Annotated in this window: 18 protein-coding genes and 1 pseudogene; 9 read left to right on the forward strand and 10 right to left on the reverse strand. The window is 65.6% G+C overall.

Going from position 1 to position 17693, the window contains the following annotated elements:
• Window positions 1-38: 38 nt before the first annotated feature.
• Window positions 39-1646, reverse strand: coding sequence for a peptide ABC transporter substrate-binding protein (locus NOF53_RS21480; RefSeq protein ID WP_255972504.1), 1608 nt, complete (start codon window positions 1644-1646; stop codon window positions 39-41).
• Window positions 1647-1937: 291 nt separating this feature from the next.
• Here NOF53_RS21480 and acs point away from each other — a divergent pair, with 291 nt between their 5' ends.
• The 4 genes and pseudogenes from acs (at window position 1938) to NOF53_RS21500 (ending at window position 5784) form a co-directional block, all read left to right on the forward strand.
• A complete protein-coding gene (gene acs, locus NOF53_RS21485; RefSeq protein WP_255972506.1) occupies window positions 1938-3902 on the forward strand; it encodes an acetate--CoA ligase in 1965 nt (654 codons plus the stop codon).
• A 231-nt stretch (window positions 3903-4133) separates the two neighbouring features.
• Window positions 4134-4315 (forward strand): annotated as a pseudogene (gene nhaA / locus NOF53_RS21490) (Na+/H+ antiporter NhaA); the annotation flags it as partial.
• Window positions 4312-4836, forward strand: a complete 525-nt coding sequence (locus tag NOF53_RS21495; protein WP_255972508.1) for a phage holin family protein — start codon at window positions 4312-4314, stop codon at window positions 4834-4836. The pseudogene nhaA and the gene NOF53_RS21495, both read left to right, overlap by 4 nt.
• A 9-nt stretch (window positions 4837-4845) precedes the next feature.
• Window positions 4846-5784 carry an alpha/beta fold hydrolase gene (locus NOF53_RS21500; RefSeq protein ID WP_255972510.1) on the forward strand — a complete coding sequence of 313 codons (939 nt, stop codon included), beginning with the start codon at window positions 4846-4848 and terminating at the stop codon, window positions 5782-5784.
• A gap of 7 nt (window positions 5785-5791) precedes the next feature.
• Here the strand turns inward: NOF53_RS21500 and NOF53_RS21505 are convergent, their stop codons facing one another.
• From NOF53_RS21505 to nth, 4 genes are read right to left on the reverse strand one after another with little or no spacing between them, the layout of a single operon-like run.
• Entirely contained in the window at window positions 5792-6982 is a 1191-nt protein-coding gene (locus tag NOF53_RS21505; RefSeq protein WP_255972512.1) for a MarP family serine protease, read from the reverse strand.
• Window positions 6979-7740, reverse strand: a complete 762-nt coding sequence (locus NOF53_RS21510) for an NUDIX hydrolase (protein WP_255972515.1) — start codon at window positions 7738-7740, stop codon at window positions 6979-6981. The genes NOF53_RS21505 and NOF53_RS21510 overlap by 4 nt, the downstream gene beginning before the upstream one ends.
• Window positions 7737-8396, reverse strand: a complete 660-nt coding sequence (locus NOF53_RS21515) for a TlpA family protein disulfide reductase (RefSeq protein ID WP_255972517.1) — start codon at window positions 8394-8396, stop codon at window positions 7737-7739. The genes NOF53_RS21510 and NOF53_RS21515 overlap by 4 nt, the downstream gene beginning before the upstream one ends.
• Before the next feature lie 12 nt (window positions 8397-8408).
• The gene (gene nth / locus NOF53_RS21520) at window positions 8409-9194 is read right to left on the reverse strand and encodes an endonuclease III (RefSeq protein ID WP_255972519.1); all 786 of its coding nucleotides are present in this window, start codon (window positions 9192-9194) and stop codon (window positions 8409-8411) included.
• Between the two features lie 81 nt (window positions 9195-9275).
• Here nth and NOF53_RS21525 point away from each other — a divergent pair, with 81 nt between their 5' ends.
• Together NOF53_RS21525 and NOF53_RS21530 are read left to right on the forward strand one after the other, a co-directional pair.
• On the forward strand, window positions 9276-9548 hold the full coding sequence (locus tag NOF53_RS21525) for a hypothetical protein (protein WP_255972522.1): 273 nt from the start codon (window positions 9276-9278) through the stop codon (window positions 9546-9548).
• A gap of 213 nt (window positions 9549-9761) precedes the next feature.
• Window positions 9762-10436 (forward strand): Crp/Fnr family transcriptional regulator, encoded by a 675-nt coding sequence (locus tag NOF53_RS21530; protein ID WP_005256089.1) that lies wholly within the window; start codon window positions 9762-9764, stop codon window positions 10434-10436.
• A 65-nt stretch (window positions 10437-10501) separates the two neighbouring features.
• On the opposite strand, the gene NOF53_RS21535 is transcribed toward NOF53_RS21530, so the two are convergent.
• From NOF53_RS21535 to sp36, 3 genes are read right to left on the reverse strand one after another with little or no spacing between them, the layout of a single operon-like run.
• Window positions 10502-11293 (reverse strand): MBL fold metallo-hydrolase, encoded by a 792-nt coding sequence (locus NOF53_RS21535; RefSeq protein ID WP_255972525.1) that lies wholly within the window; start codon window positions 11291-11293, stop codon window positions 10502-10504.
• A 4-nt stretch (window positions 11294-11297) separates the two neighbouring features.
• Window positions 11298-11774, reverse strand: a complete 477-nt coding sequence (locus tag NOF53_RS21540; RefSeq protein ID WP_255972527.1) for a RidA family protein — start codon at window positions 11772-11774, stop codon at window positions 11298-11300.
• 4 nt (window positions 11775-11778) lie between these two features.
• Window positions 11779-11943 carry a Sp36 family protein gene (sp36, locus tag NOF53_RS21545; protein WP_005248493.1) on the reverse strand — a complete coding sequence of 55 codons (165 nt, stop codon included), beginning with the start codon at window positions 11941-11943 and terminating at the stop codon, window positions 11779-11781.
• A 54-nt stretch (window positions 11944-11997) separates the two neighbouring features.
• Between sp36 and bagA the strand changes: the two genes are divergently transcribed.
• Window positions 11998-13014 (forward strand): ATPase BagA, encoded by a 1017-nt coding sequence (gene bagA, locus NOF53_RS21550; RefSeq protein WP_255972530.1) that lies wholly within the window; start codon window positions 11998-12000, stop codon window positions 13012-13014.
• Entirely contained in the window at window positions 13011-14150 is a 1140-nt protein-coding gene (gene bagB, locus NOF53_RS21555; RefSeq protein WP_255972532.1) for an ATPase BagB, read from the forward strand. Before bagA ends, bagB begins: the two co-directional genes overlap by 4 nt.
• A gap of 70 nt (window positions 14151-14220) precedes the next feature.
• Here the strand turns inward: bagB and NOF53_RS21560 are convergent, their stop codons facing one another.
• A complete protein-coding gene (locus NOF53_RS21560; protein WP_005248496.1) occupies window positions 14221-14544 on the reverse strand; it encodes a WhiB family transcriptional regulator in 324 nt (107 codons plus the stop codon).
• Window positions 14545-14802: 258 nt separating this feature from the next.
• Between NOF53_RS21560 and NOF53_RS21565 the strand changes: the two genes are divergently transcribed.
• A complete protein-coding gene (locus NOF53_RS21565; protein WP_308213856.1) occupies window positions 14803-17148 on the forward strand; it encodes a penicillin-binding protein in 2346 nt (781 codons plus the stop codon).
• A 52-nt stretch (window positions 17149-17200) separates the two neighbouring features.
• On the opposite strand, the gene NOF53_RS21570 is transcribed toward NOF53_RS21565, so the two are convergent.
• Window positions 17201-17668 (reverse strand): GatB/YqeY domain-containing protein, encoded by a 468-nt coding sequence (locus NOF53_RS21570; protein ID WP_255972535.1) that lies wholly within the window; start codon window positions 17666-17668, stop codon window positions 17201-17203.
• Window positions 17669-17693 lie beyond the last annotated feature (25 nt).

The raw sequence follows: 17693 nt of genomic DNA on the forward strand, positions 1-17693 counted from the left end.
ACGAGGAATCTCGCCTCACCCCGTCGGCGACTCCGGTGTCAGTTCTTCTCGATGTCGGAATACATCGGGATGCCCTTCCAGTCGATCGTCACGTTCGATACTTTCTCCGACCAGCCGCTGGCGGCATTGCGGTACCACGTGGGAACAGCCGGAAGATCCCTCAGGAGCACTTCCTGCGCCTGGTCGAGCAGATCCTGAGCCTTGTCAACATCGACCTCGCCGGCCGATGCACGCAGCAGCCGGTCGAACTCCGGGTTCGAGTAGTCACCGTCGTTCGAGCTGCCGCCCGTCTGGTAGTTCTGCGCGAGGAACCCATACTGCTGCGGGTAATCGCCCTGCCATCCCGAACGGAATGCGGACGGGATGGTGCGGTTGGTGGCCTCGGTACGAATCTGAGCGAACGTCGGGTATTCCTTACCCTTCGCATCGATTCCCAGAGTGTTGCGAATGCTGTTGGCCGTGGCGTCCACCCATTCCTTGTGCCCGCCGTCTCCGTTGTACGCGATCTCGAAACTGCCGGTCCACGGGGCAATGGCATCGGCCTGCGCCCACAGTCTCTTTGCCGCCTCCGGGTCGTACTTCAGGTTGCCGTTACCGGCGAGCGAATCCGACCAACCCTCGATAGCGGGACTCGTGAAGTCGAGAGCCGGAGTACGGGTGTTGTTGTAGATCTGTTCCGTGATCTGGTCGCGGTTGATCGCCATCGAGATCGCCTGCCGACGGAGGGTGCCTTCTTCACCGCTGAAGTGCGGCAGACGTCCCGGAATGGTGAAAGTCTCGATGGTCGCGGACGGCTGGTTCACGGTGCGGCCCGGCAAATCCGACTCGAAAGTGGTGACTGCGCTCGGCGGAACCTGGTCGAGAACATCGACGTTGCCGGACAGCAGATCGGTGTAGGCGGTGTCGAGGCTGTTGTACATGATGAAGTCGACACCGTCGTTCTTCGGCTTGCGATTGCCGTTGTAATCGGGGTTGGTCACGGTGTCGATGCGTACGTTGTGCTGCCATGCGCCGGGTCCCGCGAGCTTGTATGGTCCATTGCCGACCGGGTTCTCACCGAACGCCGCCATGTCCTCGAAAGCGACCTCGGGCAGGGGGAAGTACGCAGCGAATCCGAGTCGATCGGGGAACGCGGCCTCCGGCTGCTTCAGCTCGATCGTGAAGGTGGTGTCGTCCACCACCTTCAGTCCCGACATCGTCTGGACGGTCGGGTTCCCGGCCGCCACCTCGTCGTAGCCCTGGATCGGGTCGAAGAAGGATGCCTGAAGCTGCGCATTGGTGGACAGCGCGCCGTAGTTCCACGCATCGACGAACGACGACGCCGTGACGGGTGAGCCGTCCGTGAAGGTCCAGCCGTCCTTCAACTTCACGGTGAACGTCTTACCGTCCGTGGTATCGATGGACTCGGCCACCTCGTTGGTGATTCCACCGTCGGCGTCGTACGAGACGAGACCGGCGAAGAGGGAGTCGACGACCCGGCCGCCCTGGTTTTCGCTGGTATTCGTAGGGATCAACGGATTCTGGGGTTCACCCGCCCAGGCATTGACTATCCCGCTTCCTCCGCCCGAGGACTCGCCGGACGAGCAGGCGGACAGCATTCCCGCTGTGAGACCCACCGCCAGAACGACGGTTGCCACGCGTGTCATACGCACAACGTTCCTCCAGCCCCGGTGGGATAATGGGACGACGATAGTCACGTTACGGCTCCGTGGGGCCGGGGGCGCAGAATCTCGCCGAAATGCTGTCTCACCAAAACATCACCTGGCACGTTTCGGTAATTCGACCACCAGCGGATACCGTCCGGCGCGCTGATCGGACCGATCGTCGCAGAATACGGCCATGCAACCTTGTGCAACGGTGCGCTCACGAGACCTTGTGACTACCCTCACACGTGCTAGAACTGCCATTTTCGAGACTGGAAAGAAGGCCGGGCCACAATGACCAGTGCAGCACAGGCGAACGGATCGACGGAGAAATCCGAACAGCCGGATGCCGTCCCGCAGGTGTACCCGCCGAGCCCCGAGTTCACCGCGACCGCCAACGCCGGACCCGAACTCCAGGCCGAGGCAGATGCCGATCGACTCGAGTTCTGGGCCGAGCAGGCCAAACGACTGCACTGGCATGCACCGTTCACCGACGTCCTCGACTGGTCCGACGCCCCCGTCGCGAAGTGGTTCGTGAACGGCAGGCTCAACGTCGCGTTCAACTGCGTCGACCGCCACGTCCTCGAAGGCAACGGCGACCGCGTCGCCATCCACTTCGAAGGCGAACCGGGCGATACCCGCGACCTCACCTACCACGACCTCCTCGCCGAAGTAAGCAAGGCCGCCAACACCTTCAGCGACCTCGGACTGGTCCCCGGCGACCGCGTCGCGATCTACATGCCGATGATCCCCGAGGCCATCATCGCCATGCTCGCCTGCGCACGCCTGGGCCTTACCCATTCCGTCGTCTTCGCCGGATTCTCCGCCAGCGCGCTGCGCTCACGTATCGACGACGCCGAAGCCAAACTCGTCGTCACCGTCGACGGCCAGTGGCGACGCGGACAGGCCGCTCCCCTCAAGCCGTCGGTCGACGAAGCAGTCGACGGCGCCGAATCCGTGAGGAACGTGCTGGTGGTCAAGCGCACCGGCATCGATGTCGACATCACCGAAGGCCGAGACCTGTGGTGGCACGAGACCGTCGACAAGGCCTCCGACACCCACGAGCCGAAGCCGTTCGACTCCGAACATCCCCTGTTCATCCTCTACACCTCCGGCACCACCGGAAAGCCCAAGGGCATCATCCACACCTCCGGCGGTTACCTCACCCAGGCGTCCTACACCCACCACAACGTCTTCGACCACAAAGCCGGACAGGACGTCTACTGGTGCACCGCCGACATCGGCTGGGTCACCGGGCACACCTACATCGTGTACGGGCCACTGAGCAACGGTGTCACCCAGGTGGTCTACGAAGGCACCCCCAACTCCCCCGACGAGCACCGCCACTTCCAGATCATCGAGAAGTACGGAGTGAGCATCTACTACACGGCGCCCACCCTGGTACGCACCTTCATGAAGTGGGGCAGGGACATTCCCGACGCCCACGACCTGTCCTCCATCCGGTTGCTCGGCTCGGTCGGCGAACCGATCAACCCCGAGGCCTGGAAATGGTTCCGCGAAGTGATCGGCGGGAACAAGGCACCGATCGTCGACACCTGGTGGCAGACCGAGACCGGGGCGATCATGATCTCCCCGCTCCCCGGCATCACCGCCACCAAACCGGGATCCGCCATGGCCCCGCTACCTGGCATCTCCGCAAAGATCGTCGACGACGACGCCACCGAACTCGGCAACGGCGGCTCCGGCTACCTCGTCCTCGACAAGCCGTGGCCGGCGATGCTCCGCGGAATCTGGGGCGACATGGACCGCTACCGCGATACCTACTGGTCCCGCTATCCCGAGCAGGGCTGGTACTTCGCCGGCGACGGCGCCAAGTACGACGAAGACGGCGCCCTGTGGGTCCTCGGCCGCGTCGACGATGTCATGAACGTCTCCGGCCACCGCATCTCCACCTCCGAGGTCGAATCAGCCCTCGTCGGCCACCACGGAGTCGCCGAGGCCGCGGTCGTCGGCGCCGCGGACGAGACCACCGGCCAGGGCATCGTCGCGTTCGTCATCCTGCGCGAGGGAGTCGAGAACACCGGCGACGCCCTGATCGCCGAACTCAAAGCCGAGGTCGCGCGGGAAATCAGCCCCATCGCGAAGCCGCGGCAGATCACGGTCGTCCCAGAACTGCCGAAGACGAGGTCGGGCAAGATAATGCGCCGCCTGCTCAAGGACATCGCCGAAGGCCGCGACCTCGGCGACACCTCCACCCTCGTCGACCCCAAGGTTTTCGACGCCATCCGCGGCAAGTAGGGCGCTCCGCGCCCCGTGAGTGGTTGACGAGTCCCTGCACTCCTCAACCACTCACGGGCGGCGAAGCCGCCACTACTCACGCGACATCTCCTACAGATGCGAATTCCAACTAGTGGGACGACCATCCAAATCGCAGGAATTGAACATCGCGTCACTTTCGGATGGCAAATCGTGAGCCGATGCGCGGCGCGACGATACTCCAACGCCCACTCGCACCCGGGGGGCGCGCTGACCGTTAGCCTTCTCGTAGCGGATCTCGCGATCGCGGGAATCAGTGACGGCAGCACGGTCGACGTAGTGAAGGTCGGGCTGCTCATGACATCGTCGGCAGTTACTGTGACGACGATGTCGGGCACACGTGGCCCGAAGAAGACTCGGACGTGCAAGAGCTACCTGGAGGGGTCGACAAGTGAGCATCACTCACGGCAAGGGAGACAGCCCGCGTTACACGGGAGACGGGGTGCCGAACACGGTGTCCTCGATCCCGCTCACGGACGCGGACATTTCGCCGTCCGGCGAGGCGACTCTCGGCACGCTGGTCAAGCACGCGACCGCCCAGGTGTCCACTCTCGTGCGCGCCGAGGTCGAGCTGGCGAAGGCGGAGGTGACCGGCGAGGTCAAGAAGGGCCTGCAAGGCAGCCTGTTCTTCATTCTCGCGTTCACCGTGCTGCTGTTCAGCTCGTTCTTCTTCTTCTTCTTTCTCGCCGAACTCCTAGACGTGTGGATCGCCCGCTGGCTGGCCTTCCTCATCGTCTTCCTGATCATGATCGTGGTCACTGCGATTCTGGGATTGCTCGGCTATCTACGGGTCCGCAAACTTCGCGCACCGGAGAAGACCATCGATTCCCTCAAGCAGGCCAGAACCGTGCTCCCGACGTCGTACTCCGATGCGGAGGCCCACCTCGCGTCTCCCAGCGGACGACACGCACGATAGTTCCGTCCGGTGGCACCACCCGATCCGTCAACCGTCCGTTTCGACGGCCCGTGGATTCACCGCGACATCCATGCGAATGGAATCCGCTTTCACACCGTCGAGGTCGGCGCGTCCGCACCGGATGCGCCGCTCGTCGTCCTGCTGCACGGATTCGCGGACTTCTGGTGGTCGTGGCGACATCAACTCAGCGCGCTGTCCGGGGAAGGCGTCCGCGCCGTGGCCGTCGACCTCCGCGGTTACGGCGACTCCGACAAACCTCCCCGCGGCTACGACGGCTGGACCCTGGCCGGTGACATCGCGGGCCTGATCCGGGCGATGGGCTACAGCGAGGCCACGCTGGTGGGGCACGCAGACGGCGGCCTGGTCTGCTGGGCTACCGCGGTGCTCCACTCGCGTCTCGTGCGGTCGATCGCACTGATCAGCTCTCCACACCCGATCACCCTGAGACAGGCGGTCCTCCGCGACCGCTACCAGCGCAAGGCCGTGCTGCCCCCGTTCGTGTCCTATCAGGTGCCGTGGCGCCCCGAACGGCGGCTCACGCGCGACAGCGGGGCCGAAGTCGAGCGCGTGATCGTCGAACGCTCGGGGCCGGCCTGGCCGAAATCTCCGGAATTCGACCTCGTGATGTCCCGGATGCGGTCGGCGATCCAGATCCCCGGCACCGCGCACTGCACGCTGGAGTATCAGCGGTGGGCGTTCCGCAGCCAGTTCCGCCCCGACGGCCGCCGGTTCATGGCGTCGATGGATCAGACGCTGCGGATACCCGTGCTGCACCTGCACGGCGACCTCGACCCCTACGTCCTCGCCGACACAGTGCGACGCAGCCACCGCTACGCGCCCACACAGGAATTGCACACGATCACCGGTGTCGGGCACTACGCGCACTGGGAAGCGCCCGAGCGGGTGAACACCGCCCTGCTGGGTCTGGTCTCGACGCGCCGCGTGTAGCGGTCGCTCAGAGGATGCAGCTTCCGGTGTCCACCGGTGCCGTCGCCCCGGACGCCGTCTGCAACTGATACGACACCTCTGCGGCGGTGAGGACGAAACCGGTGTCGCTGTTGTCGACGGCGGCGCCGAAGACCACTCCGAGCACCATCCCCTCACCGTCGACGAGGGGTCCACCCGAGTTGCCCTGCCGGATGGAACCGCGCACCGTGTACACCTCGCGCTGGACCGTCCCGGCCCGGTAGATGTCGGGACCGCTGAGGTCGAGTATCTCGCGGATCCGCGCAGCACTGGCCGTGTACGACCCGCCGCCCGGGTAACCGAGGACCAGCGCGCTGTCGCCCGTTCGCCCCGTCTCGGGCGCGAAGTTCAGCACGGGAGCGTCGAGACCCGGCACCTCGAGAACGGCCACGTCCGTGGACGGGTCGAACAGCACCACCTCGGCATCCATGGGCCCGTCTGCGGTGTCGACGACGATTCCCGCCGTGCCCGCCACCACGTGCGCATTGGTCATCACGCGTTCGGGCGCGACGACGAAGCCCGAACCCTCGAGCGCACGCTGGCAGCTGGGCGCCACACCTCGGATGCGCAGCACGCTGGACTGCAACGACGACGCCACCGGGCTCTCGAGAACACTGGCGTCGGGCGGATCGACGGTGGTGATGGGGGTGCGTCCGAACGGACCGATGACATCCGGAAGTCCCGAGGTGTCGAGGAGAGCGGAGAACTCCGTGGGGAGTTGGCGCATCCACGCCGGTGCGATGTTGTCGACGGTTTCGAGCACGCTCGACCCGCGAACAGCTGCCGCGAGTTGCGGTTGAGACGACGACGTCAGCGGGATGGCCAACAGCCACGCCGCCACGAATACCGCGACCGCCTGCACGCAGGCACCGATCACGCTGTCAACGGAGCGCGCGACCGGACTGTGCATGCTTCCGCGGGCGGCGCGGCCCAGGACCATGCCCGCGACTTCCCCGATGATCACCAGCACCACGATCAGCGCGATTCCGACGAGCACCCGGCCCCGTCCCCCGTCGACGTGCACCAACACGTGCGGGGCGATCAGGATGCCCGCGACCGCACCGAGCAGCACCCCGACGAAGGCGAGCACGGACGCCACCGCGCCCTGTCGCCAACCGGAGCTGGCCGCCACGAGTGCGATCAGCACGATCGCCAAATCGATCCAGCGCGACCCCGTCATCGCTCACCCACCCGATGTCCGTGTATGTGCGGCAGGTGGTCGTCGTCGATGTCGTTCTCCATTTCGGCCAGGACGGTGTCGAGGTCTCGGATGTCCCGGCGGTCCCACTCCTGTTCCCAGCCCGAGATCGCGAACAAAGCCGCCAGGATGCCGGCCGTGAAACCCCACACGAGCATGCCGTCGGCCGAGAATGCCGGACCCTGGTAGCCGGCGGGGTGGCGCACCTGGAACCGGTTCCGCGGGTCGATCAGGGTGTGAACGGGTACCCGGGCGACACGTTCGGCCTCCGCAGGATCGACCACTCCGACCTCGCTGGGCTTCTCCCAGTACGCAAGGACGGGAGTGACGTCGAAACCGGACGGCGGGATGAAGATCTCCTCGAGCACTGCGAGCGGTCGCACTCCGGACGGGTCGAGTCCCGTCTCCTCCTGGGCCTCACGCAGAGCGGTGGCGATGGGACCGTCGTCGCCGGGATCGCTGGCTCCGCCCGGGAACGCGACCTGACCGCTGTGCTGACGCATGGTGGACGCCCGCTGGGTGAGGAGGACGTCGGCGTCGGCGGGCAGTCCGCCGGACATCAGCGGGTCTGCCTCGGCAGGGCCGCCGAACAACACGAGTACCGCGGCCTCGCGCGTGGCCGCCCCGCTGGGGGCACGCCGGTGCAGGACCGGATTGATGCGGTGCGGGTCGGCCGGTGTGCGACGCACGACCTCGCGTAACCAGGACGGAACAGCGGCGCCGTCGACGGACGCGGTCATGCCGCCACCCCCAGGTTCTGCTCGACAGCGGCTGCGATCTCGTCGACGCTGCGGAACGGCTGCGGCAGAACTTTCGCCACACTGCCGTCCGGCCGGATCAGGACGGACACGGGCAGTACCGCCGGCGCCCCGACCGCGGCAGCGACGCGCCCGTCAGCGTCCTGCACACCGGGCACCGTGACGGAGTAGTCGACGAGCCGTGACAACGCACTGGCCTGTTGGGGATCGGTGTGCACGGTAAGGACGGTAACGGCGTCGCCGGCCCGATCGGAAAACTGCTGCATGTACGGCAACTCCTCCGCGCAGGGACCACACCAGTAAGCCCACAGGTTCAGCACCGCCGGCCGCCCGGCGAGAGCGGACGCGAGATCGACACGGCTGCCGTCGCCCACGCATTCGAGTGTGATGCCGGCCAGCACCGAATCGGCCGCGGGCGTCGACGAGGCCGCGATAGGGCAGGGTTCGAGCGCCGCATCCGCCCGCAGTGCGGAAAGCGCGTCGGGATCGGCGCCGACGGACATCGGCGCACCACCGCCCGAACCGAACCGGTCCTCGTACGACGGCGCCTGCGCATCGTCACCCCGCGGCCAGATCGCCACGACCAGAGCCGCTACGACGACGAGGGCGGCCACACTCCACCGCGCTGCACTGGACACTCGTATCGACCCTTACCGGCCGGCCAGACGAAGCAAATGCTCCGTCTCCGGTCCGCGAACCAACTCGGCAGCGACATCGGGGGCGACCGGGCCCAGTCCGTACGACGGACAGTCCTTGGCGAGCACGCACACGCCACACGCCGGCTTGCGCGCATGGCAGACCCGGCGGCCGTGAAAAATCACCCGATGGGACAGCAGCGTCCATTCCTTGCGTTCGATGATGGCCCCGATCGCATGCTCGACCTTGACGGGGTCCTCCTCGTCGGTCCATTGCCACCGCCGGACCAGCCGGCCGAAGTGGGTGTCGACGGTGATGCCAGGGATGTCGAACGCGTTGCCCAGAATCACGTTGGCGGTCTTCCGGCCGATACCGGGGAGCTTCACCAATTCCTTCAGGGTCTTCGGAACCTCTCCGTCGTGATGCTCGAGCAGGGCCTGTCCGAGGCCGATCAGCGACGTCGCCTTGTTCCGATAGAAACCGGTGGACCGGATGTACTCCTCGAGCTCGGTACGTTCGGCTTCCGCATACGACTTGGCGTCGGGGTAGCGGGCGAACAACGCGGGCGTCGTCAGGTTCACCCGGACGTCGGTGCACTGCGCGGAGAGGATGGTCGCGACCGCAAGTTCCAGTGGAGTGGTGAAGTCGAGTTCGCAGTAGACGTGTGGGAACGCCTCCGCCAGGCGGCGGTTCATCCTACGGGCGCGCCGCACGAGGCCGAGCCGGGATTCCTCCTGATTCACGGCCCGCGAACGGGCGCGTCCACGCACTTGGGAGCCGTCACTGGGGGTCTCATGCACGAGTCCAACTCTACGGACCCCCGCACGACCCGAATCGCCGCTGTGTCGCTTCTGAGACATTCGCAGTGTTTACTTCCCGGTATGCAAGGTCTCGCTGTGGTCCTCTTCCCAGTGCTGCTGATGCTGTTTGCGCTGGCCATGGAACGTGTGGAGTTCCGGCTCCGCCGGCTCACCGTTCGTCAGCAAGAGGTGGAAGAGTTTCTCGACCAGGCAAGTCACGACGAAGTGGCCACCCTGGCCCATGAGGGATTCCCGCACGCCCTGGCACGCTTCCATCGACGGCGCAGAGGGCAGTCGCGGTTCGACAGCGACGAGGCTGCGGTGACGGAAGTCGGCTCACGCCGCGCCAGCTGACACCTGAAGAATGTGTTTCGCAGCACGCTTCGTGCGGGTTAACTTTTTCGACTTGCGTGGTATCGGTCACTCATACCGAGCCGTCTCAACGTAGACTTCAGAGCCGGACCTGTTGCACAGCGACACGCCGCCGATGACCGGGGCGCCGTCGACATGCAGCAAATCGCGCACAATATGACTACAGACGAACGAATATTCCCAAGGAGCGCACACGTGGACGACGTCCTGGCAAGAGCCGGCATCTTCCAAGGAGTCGAGCCCTCAGCAGTAGCGGCGCTGACCAAGCAGCTGCAGCCTGTCGACTTCCCCCGCGGACATGTCATCTTCAACGAGGGTGAGCCCGGTGACCGCCTGTACATCATCGTCTCGGGCAAGGTGAAGATCGGCCGCCGCTCACCGGACGGCCGTGAGAACCTGCTCACGATCATGGGGCCGTCGGACATGTTCGGTGAACTGTCCATCTTCGACCCGGGCCCGCGTACGTCCACCGCGACCACGGTGACCGAGGTCCGCGCCGTGAGCATGGACCGGGAAGCGCTCAAGGCGTGGATCGACCATCGTCCCGAGATCGCCGAACAGCTCCTCCGGGTGCTCGCCCGCCGTCTGCGACGCACCAACAACAACCTGGCCGACCTGATCTTCACGGATGTTCCCGGCCGTGTCGCCAAGGCTCTGCTGCAGCTCGCTCAGCGGTTCGGCACGCAGGAGGCCGGTTCACTGCGCGTCACGCACGACCTCACGCAGGAAGAGATCGCTCAGCTCGTCGGCGCTTCCCGCGAGACGGTCAACAAGGCCCTCGCCGACTTCGCACACCGCGGGTGGCTGCGTCTCGAGGGAAAGAGCGTGCTGATCTCCGACTCCGAGCGGCTGGCGCGGCGCGCCCGGTAGTTTTCCTCGTTCGAACGACTTCGGCCACCCCTGTCGCCAGGGGTGGCCGAAGTGGTTTCTCAGTCTCAGTCGGGTGCCCGCAGATACGCGAGCTGCACGTTGACCGATTTCTCGGCCGCCGGCCACAGCTGGGGATCGACGTCCGAATACACGTGCTCGACCACCTCCCGAACGGTGGCCTCGCCGCCCAGTTCCAGGAGCGCCGCCCGCACCTGAGCGAGACGCTCCTCACGATGATCGAGGTACTGCCGGGCAACGGTCTGCAGGTCGGGCAACTCGGGGCCGTGCCCGGGCATGACCCCGTGTCCTGCCCCGAGGTCGAGCAGACGACGCAGCGAAGACAGATAGTCGCCGAGGTCACCGTCCGAGTCGTCGAGGACCGTGGTGCCGCGGCCGAGGATCGTGTCCCCGGTGAGGATCGTGCCTTCACCTTCCACGATGAACGACACCGAATCACGGGTGTGGCCCGGTGTCGCCACCACCCTGACAGTGAGCCCGGCGACGTCGATGGTCTCGCCGTCGACGAACGGCTCGCCGCCGCCGCGGAGAAACTCCGGGTCGACCGAACGCACCGGAGCGCCGGTCAGTTCGAAGAACCGCTGCACCCCACCGGTGTGGTCGAAGTGGCGGTGGGTGATCAACGTCAGCGCGACGGGGCCGAGGGCGGCAACCCGGGCGAGGTGCTCTTCGTCCTCGTCGCCCGGGTCGACCACGATGCACTCGTCCCGGCCCGGCGCCCGCAGGATCCAGGTGTTGGTGCCGTCGAGCGTCATCATGCCGGGATTGTTCTCGAGCACGACCGAGACGATCGGGGTGACCGCACGGACCTGCCCGTACGCGGGATGGGCGAGCGTCATCGCATTACGCCTCCGGTAGCACTTCTGCGATCACTTCCACCTCGACGGGTGCGCCGAGCGGAAGTTCCGCGACACCGACTGCGGACCGAGCGTGCGCGCCCGACGCACCGAAGATCTCACCGAAGAATTCGGATGCGCCGTTCACTACACCGGGCTGACCGGTGAATCCTTCGGCGGAGGCGACGAAACCGACGACCTTGACGATCCGCACCACGGAGTCGATGCCCACCAGCGCGTCGACAGCCGCCAGCGCATTGAGCGCACAGGTGCGCGCACCCGCTTTGGCGTCGTCCTCCGACACGTCGGCGCCCACCTTGCCCTTGGTCGTCAACTTGCCGTCGACGATCGGCAGCTGACCCGAGGTGTAGACGTAGTTGCCGGTCCGCAAGGCCGGCACGTAGGCGGCGACCGGTGGCACGACGGGCGGCAACGTCACGCCCAGCTCACTCAGGCGAGCCGACCACTTCTGTGTTTCGGTCACGCCCTCAGCCCTTCGGACGCTTCAGATACGCAACGTGCTGTTCGCCGGTGGGCCCGGGGAGAACCGTGACCAGTTCCCAGCCGTCGGTTCCCCACTGGTCGAGGATCTGCTTGGTGGCATGTGTGAGCAGCGGAACGGTGGCGTACTCCCAGGAAGTCAATTCACTCATGCCGGTGAGCCTATCCCCCGCACATCCCGGCTCCCAGACTTATAGGCTCGACGCGTGGTTGCATCCGAAGAGCAGTTCACCCCGACATGGCCAGAGAAGGCAGCTCGAGCGCGGCTGCACTTCGTGTCCGGAAAAGGTGGCACCGGAAAGTCCACGGTCGCCGCCGCGTTGGCCCTCGCCCTCGCCGAGGGCGGGCGTCGTGTGCTGTTGGTGGAAGTCGAGGGCAGGCAAGGTATCGCCCAACTCTTCGACGTGCCTCCGCTGCCGCCGCAGGAGACGAAGGTCGCGGCAGCCGAAGGGGGCGGCGAGGTGATGGCGCTTGCCATCGACATCGAGACCGCCTTCCTCGAGTACCTCGACATGTTCTACAACCTCGGTTTCGCCGGCCGGGCGATGCGCAAATTCGGTGCCATAGAATTCGCCACCACCATCGCACCGGGACTTCGCGACGTGCTGTTGACGGGCAAGATCAAGGAATGTGTCGTGCGCACCGACAAGAGCGGGCGGCAGGTGTATGACGCTGTGGTCGTCGATGCTCCCCCGACGGGTCGGATCAGCAGTTTCCTCGACGTCACCAGGGCCATGGCGGACCTCGCGAAGGGCGGCCCGGTGCGCTCGCAGAGCGAAGGCGTGGTGCGGCTGCTTCATTCGGACGACACCGTGGTGCACCTGGTGGCACTGCTCGAGGCGCTGCCCGTGCAGGAGACCGCGGATGCGGCTGAGGAACTCGCCCGTGCCGATCTCCGTTTGGGGACCGTCGTCGTGAACCGGACCAGCCCGCAGTTCCTTCCGGACGAGACACTGGCCGAGGTCGCGAAGGGACGCATCGACGCGGATGTCGTTCGTGCCGGTTTGGAGAAGAGCGGGATCACGTTGGACGACGGAGACTTTGCCGGACTGCTGACCGAGACCATCGAGCACGCCTCGGTACTCGAAGCTCAAAGAGAGAGCGCCGGACAGCTCAGCGCAGTGGACGGGGCGCGGCTCCAGCTGCCCTCTCTCGCCGACGGTGTGGACCTGGGCGGGTTGTACGAACTCGCAGAAATTCTGACGGAACAGGGTGTCCGATGACCCAGACGATGGAACATGAGCGACGTCGAACCGCCCCCGCCCTCGACATGGCGAGCATCCTCGAGAGCCCGGGAACACGGATCGTGGTGTGCTGCGGAGCCGGTGGTGTCGGCAAGACGACGACGGCCGCGTCGCTGGCACTGCGCGCCGCGGAGCGGGGCAGGAAGGTGGTCGTACTGACCATCGATCCGGCCCGCAGACTCGCGCAGGCCCTCGGGGTGCAGGAGCTCGACAACTCGCCGCAGCCGGTGCAGCTCGGACCCGGAGCCACCGGCGAACTGCACGCGATGATGCTCAACATGCGGCGCACCTTCGACGAGATGGTGATCGAGCATTCCACGCCGGAAAAGGCGCAGCAGATCCTCGCCAATCCCTTCTATCAGACAGTCGCCACGTCGTTCTCCGGAACACAGGAGTACATGGCGATGGAGAAGCTGGGCCAACTCGCCTCCAGCAAGGAATGGGACCTCGTGGTGGTCGACACGCCGCCGTCCCGCAATGCCTTGGACTTCCTCGACGCGCCCCAGCGTCTCGGCGCCTTCCTCGACGGTCGGATGATCCGGCTGCTGACCGCGCCGGGACGCGGCATCACCCGGCTCGTGACCGGTGCGATGGGCTTGGCGCTGCGCGGCGTGTCCACCATCGTCGGCAGTCAGATGCTGTCGGATGCATCGAGTTTCGTGCAGTCACTCGACTCCATGTTCGGAGGTTTCCGCGAAAGGGCAACGCGTACTTACGAGTTGCTCCGACAGCCCGGCACAAATTTCCTGGTTATCGCGGCGGCCGAACCGGATGCGCTGCGGGAGGCCGCGTTCTTCGTGGACCGGCTCGCAGGCGACGGCATGCCGCTCGCGGGCCTCGTCCTGAATCGGACGCACCCCACTCTCAGTTCCCTACCCGCCGATCATGCGGCCACCGCCGCCGATCAACTCGGGGAACAGGATCCCCTCACCGCCGCTGTCCTGCACATCCATGCCCACCGAGCAGTGACAGCGAAGCGAGAGGTACAACTACTGAGCCGGTTCACGGCTGCCCATCCTCGGGTGCCGATCGTCGGCGTTCCCTCATTGCCGTTCGAGGTGTCCGACCTCGAGGCGCTGAGGGCGGTGGGTGATCAGCTCACCCGCGGGAGCTGATCAGCTCTCTGCGGAGACCCGCTCGCCCACCTTCCGAACTTCTGCCCGTCCGCCCACCCGATGTTGGAGGTCAGACGGCGGACTGGTGCTGTCGCTGTGCTTCGAAGAAGTCGGACCACGACTCGACCTCGGGATGCTGTTTGAGCAATGCCCGACGCTGACGTTCCGTCATGCCGCCCCACACGCCGAACTCGACACGATTGTCGAGCGCATCGGCTCCACACTGCATCAATACCGGGCAGTGCCGGCAAATCGTCGCAGCCTTGCGCTGCGCTGCGCCACGTACAAAAAGTTGATCGGGATCGACTTCCCGGCAACGGGCCTGCGTAACCCAGGCGATTCGGGCTTCTGCTTGCTCGACGTCCAGACGGCTGGTTGGGGTGGTCATGTGCATTCGTTTCCCCTCTTCGAGTCTGCGCAGCCCAGCACTTATCACGGAAGGGCTGCACCACATTCGCAATAGAGTGTTACCTCCATCACACTGTTCCAACAACTTAAGTAAAGAAACCGCAACGCGCAAGACGGGGAAGACGCTTTTTTGGTACGGCCGTCCATACCCCGTGCTCAGGGCATTTTCTCGGTCGAAATCCGCGCCCAACCAGCGGACCCGCAGAGCCCACGTACTCTGTAGATCGTGTCGATTGCAAAAACAGTGGGGAAGCTCGCAGGATCCTCCGCCCTGGCAGGTGTACTGCTCGCCGGCGTGATGTTTCCGCTCGCCGGCGGCTTCGGTTTCATGTCCAACAGAGCGGCTGACACCGTCGACAACGTTTCCGCCGAATTGGTCGAGGGCACCGTCCCGGCCGTCTCGACGATGGTCGACTCCGCGGGCAACCCCATCGCCTGGCTGTACGAGCAGCGACGGTTCGAAGTCCCGAGCGAGAAGATCTCCAACGAGATGAAACTCGCGATCGTCTCGATCGAGGACCGCCGCTTCCCCGAGCACAAGGGCGTCGACTGGCAGGGCACAATGCGTGCCTTCCTGACCAACACGACCAGTGGTGAAGTTCAGCAGGGTGCGTCCACGCTCGACCAGCAGTATGTGAAGAACTACCAGCTACTCGTCGTCGCAAAGACCGACGCCGAACGTCGCGCCGCGATCGAGACCACTCCGGCACGCAAGATCCGTGAGATCCGGATGGCGCTGACGCTCGACAAGGAACTCACCAAGGACGAGATCCTCACCCGGTATCTCAACCTCGTCCCCTTCGGTAACGCCTCGTTCGGAATTCAGGACGCCGCGCAGACGTACTTCGGCATCGACGCGTCCGAACTGAACGCGGGGCAGGCCGCGATGCTCGCGGGCATGGTGCAGTCGAGCTCGGCTCTCAACCCGTACACGAATCCCGAAGGCGTGCTCGAACGCCGCAACGTCGTGCTCGACACGATGATCTCCAATATCCCCGACCGCGCGTCGGAGTTCCGGGCGCTCAAAGAGACACCGCTCGGTGTGCTCCCCGAGCCCAACCGGCTGCCGCGCGGTTGTATTGCCGCAGGTGATCGCGGCTTCTTCTGTGACTACGCGCTGCAGTATCTGGCCAACGCCGGAATCAGTCGCGAGCAGATCGACAAGGGCGGCTACCTGATCAAGACCACCCTCGACCCGGCCGTGCAGGCGTCGACCAAGGCGGCGCTCACCGCGAATGCCAGGCCGAATCTCGACGGCATCGCCAACGTCATGAACGTCGTCCAACCGGGCCAGGATTCGCATCGAATTCTGGCGATGGGGAGTAGCCGCACCTACGGCCTCGATGCCAACGCGAGTGAGACCGTCCAGGCCCAGCCGTACTCACTGGCAGGTCATGGCGCCGGGTCGATCTTCAAGATTTTCACTACCGCCGCCGCCATGGAGAAGGGACTCGGCACCAGTGCCGTGCTGGACGTCCCCGGGCGGTTCGAGGCCCGAGGCATGGGTAGCGGTGGTGCGCGAGGGTGCCCGGTCGCCACTTACTGCGTCGAAAACGCCGGCCGATATCCGGCGGCACTGTCGGTGACGGATGCGCTCGCGCAGTCGCCGAACACGGCGTTCGTCAAGTTGATCCAGGCCACCGGCGTCGCCCCGACCGTCGACATGGCGGTGCGTCTTGGGCTGCGCTCTTACACCGAGCCCGGCACCTCCGGCTTCGACGACCGCAGCATGGCCGATTTCCAGAAGGACCAGAATCTGGGGTCGTTCACGCTCGGGCCCACCTGGATCAATCCCCTCGAACTGTCGAATGTCGCAGCCACACTCGCCTCGCACGGCAAGTGGTGCCCGCCGACTCCCATCGACTCGGTGTTCGACCGTGAAGGCAAGCCCGTCTCGGTGACCCAGCAGGCCTGTGAGCAAGTTGTCGAGCCGGGATTGGCCGACACCCTCACCAACGCGATGAGCAAGGACGACAAGCCCGGTGGCACATCCGCCGCCGCGGCGGGCAGCGTCGGCTGGACGCTCCCGATGGCCGGCAAGACCGGCACCACCGAGTCACACATGTCCTCGGGCTTCCTCGGGTTCACCAACAACCTCGCCGCAGCCGTGTACGTGTTCGGCGACTCGCCCACACCGGGCGAGATCTGCTCGAGCCCGCTGCGTCCGTGTGGTGATGGCAACCTCTTCGGTGGTAACGAACCGGCCCGCACGTGGTACGCGGCGATCAATCCGATCGCCAACAACTTCGGACCGACGACCCTGCCGCCGATCGACCAGAAGTATGTGCGGGGGTCGCAGAACGGCCAGGTTCCGGACGTCGTCGGACTGAGCCAGTCGGCCGCAACCTCACGGCTCCAGGCAGCAGGCTTCACCGTGAATGCGGTGACCACTCAGGCTCAGGCCGCGAAGGGCACGGTCACGGGCGCATCACCGTCCGGATCGGCCATCCCCGGTTCGACCATCACGATCTACATCAGCGACGGATCGGTGCGCGCGGCGCCGCAGCAGGTACCCGGGCAGGGCATCCCCGTGCCGCCCATCCAGCTGCCCGGTCTGCCGCCGATCCAGCTGCCGCCCATACCGCGCTGACCATCTGGGCGTGGGAAGGTGCGCTGGCGTGCACTTTCCCACGCACTGCAGATCAGAGGCGCGACTTGACCGCGTGGGACAACCGCGAGCCGTCGGCCTTGCCGCCCGCGAGCGCAGTGGCCGCCTTCATGACCTGACCCATCTGGCGCATGCCGGGACGCTCCCCGATCTCCTCCGCCACCTGGGCGATGGCCGTATCCACGACGTCGACGAGTTCGGCATCCGTCAGCGGGGTCGGCAGGTACTCGTCGATGATCTGGGCTTCGGCCCGCTCCTGTGCCGCCAATTCCCCTCGACCGTTCTCGGTGTAGATTTCGGCCGACTCCCCGCGCTTCTTCGACTCCTTCGCGAGGACCTTCAGCACCTCGTCGTCGGTCAGTTCACGGGCTTCCTTGCCGGAGACCTCCTCGGTCTGCACAGCGGCCATGAGCATGCGAATAGTGGCGGTGCGCAGCGAATCCTTCGCCTTCATGGCGGCCGTCATGTCGGAGCGCAGTCTTGCTTTCAGTGAATCTGGCATGGCGGAAACGCTACGCGCCCGGATC

Origin of the sequence: Rhodococcus tibetensis, from assembly GCF_024438035.1 — a bacterium.
GTDB lineage: Bacteria > Actinomycetota > Actinomycetes > Mycobacteriales > Mycobacteriaceae > Rhodococcus_F > Rhodococcus_F tibetensis.

Bases quoted from the DNA above. Each gene is read 5' to 3' on its own strand.
- NOF53_RS21480 (WP_255972504.1), bottom strand. From the start codon at position 1,646: ATGACACGCGTGGCAACCGTCGTTCTGGCGGTGGGTCTCACAGCGGGA.
- acs (WP_255972506.1), top strand. From the start codon at position 1,938: ATGACCAGTGCAGCACAGGCGAACGGATCGACGGAGAAATCCGAACAG.
- NOF53_RS21505 (WP_255972512.1), bottom strand. From the start codon at position 6,982: ATGACGGGGTCGCGCTGGATCGATTTGGCGATCGTGCTGATCGCACTC.
- NOF53_RS21510 (WP_255972515.1), bottom strand. From the start codon at position 7,740: ATGACCGCGTCCGTCGACGGCGCCGCTGTTCCGTCCTGGTTACGCGAG.
- NOF53_RS21525 (WP_255972522.1), top strand. From the start codon at position 9,276: ATGCAAGGTCTCGCTGTGGTCCTCTTCCCAGTGCTGCTGATGCTGTTT.
- NOF53_RS21535 (WP_255972525.1), bottom strand. From the start codon at position 11,293: ATGACGCTCGCCCATCCCGCGTACGGGCAGGTCCGTGCGGTCACCCCG.
- sp36 (WP_005248493.1), bottom strand. From the start codon at position 11,943: ATGAGTGAATTGACTTCCTGGGAGTACGCCACCGTTCCGCTGCTCACA.
- bagB (WP_255972532.1), top strand. From the start codon at position 13,011: ATGACCCAGACGATGGAACATGAGCGACGTCGAACCGCCCCCGCCCTC.
- NOF53_RS21560 (WP_005248496.1), bottom strand. From the start codon at position 14,544: ATGCACATGACCACCCCAACCAGCCGTCTGGACGTCGAGCAAGCAGAA.
- NOF53_RS21570 (WP_255972535.1), bottom strand. From the start codon at position 17,668: ATGCCAGATTCACTGAAAGCAAGACTGCGCTCCGACATGACGGCCGCC.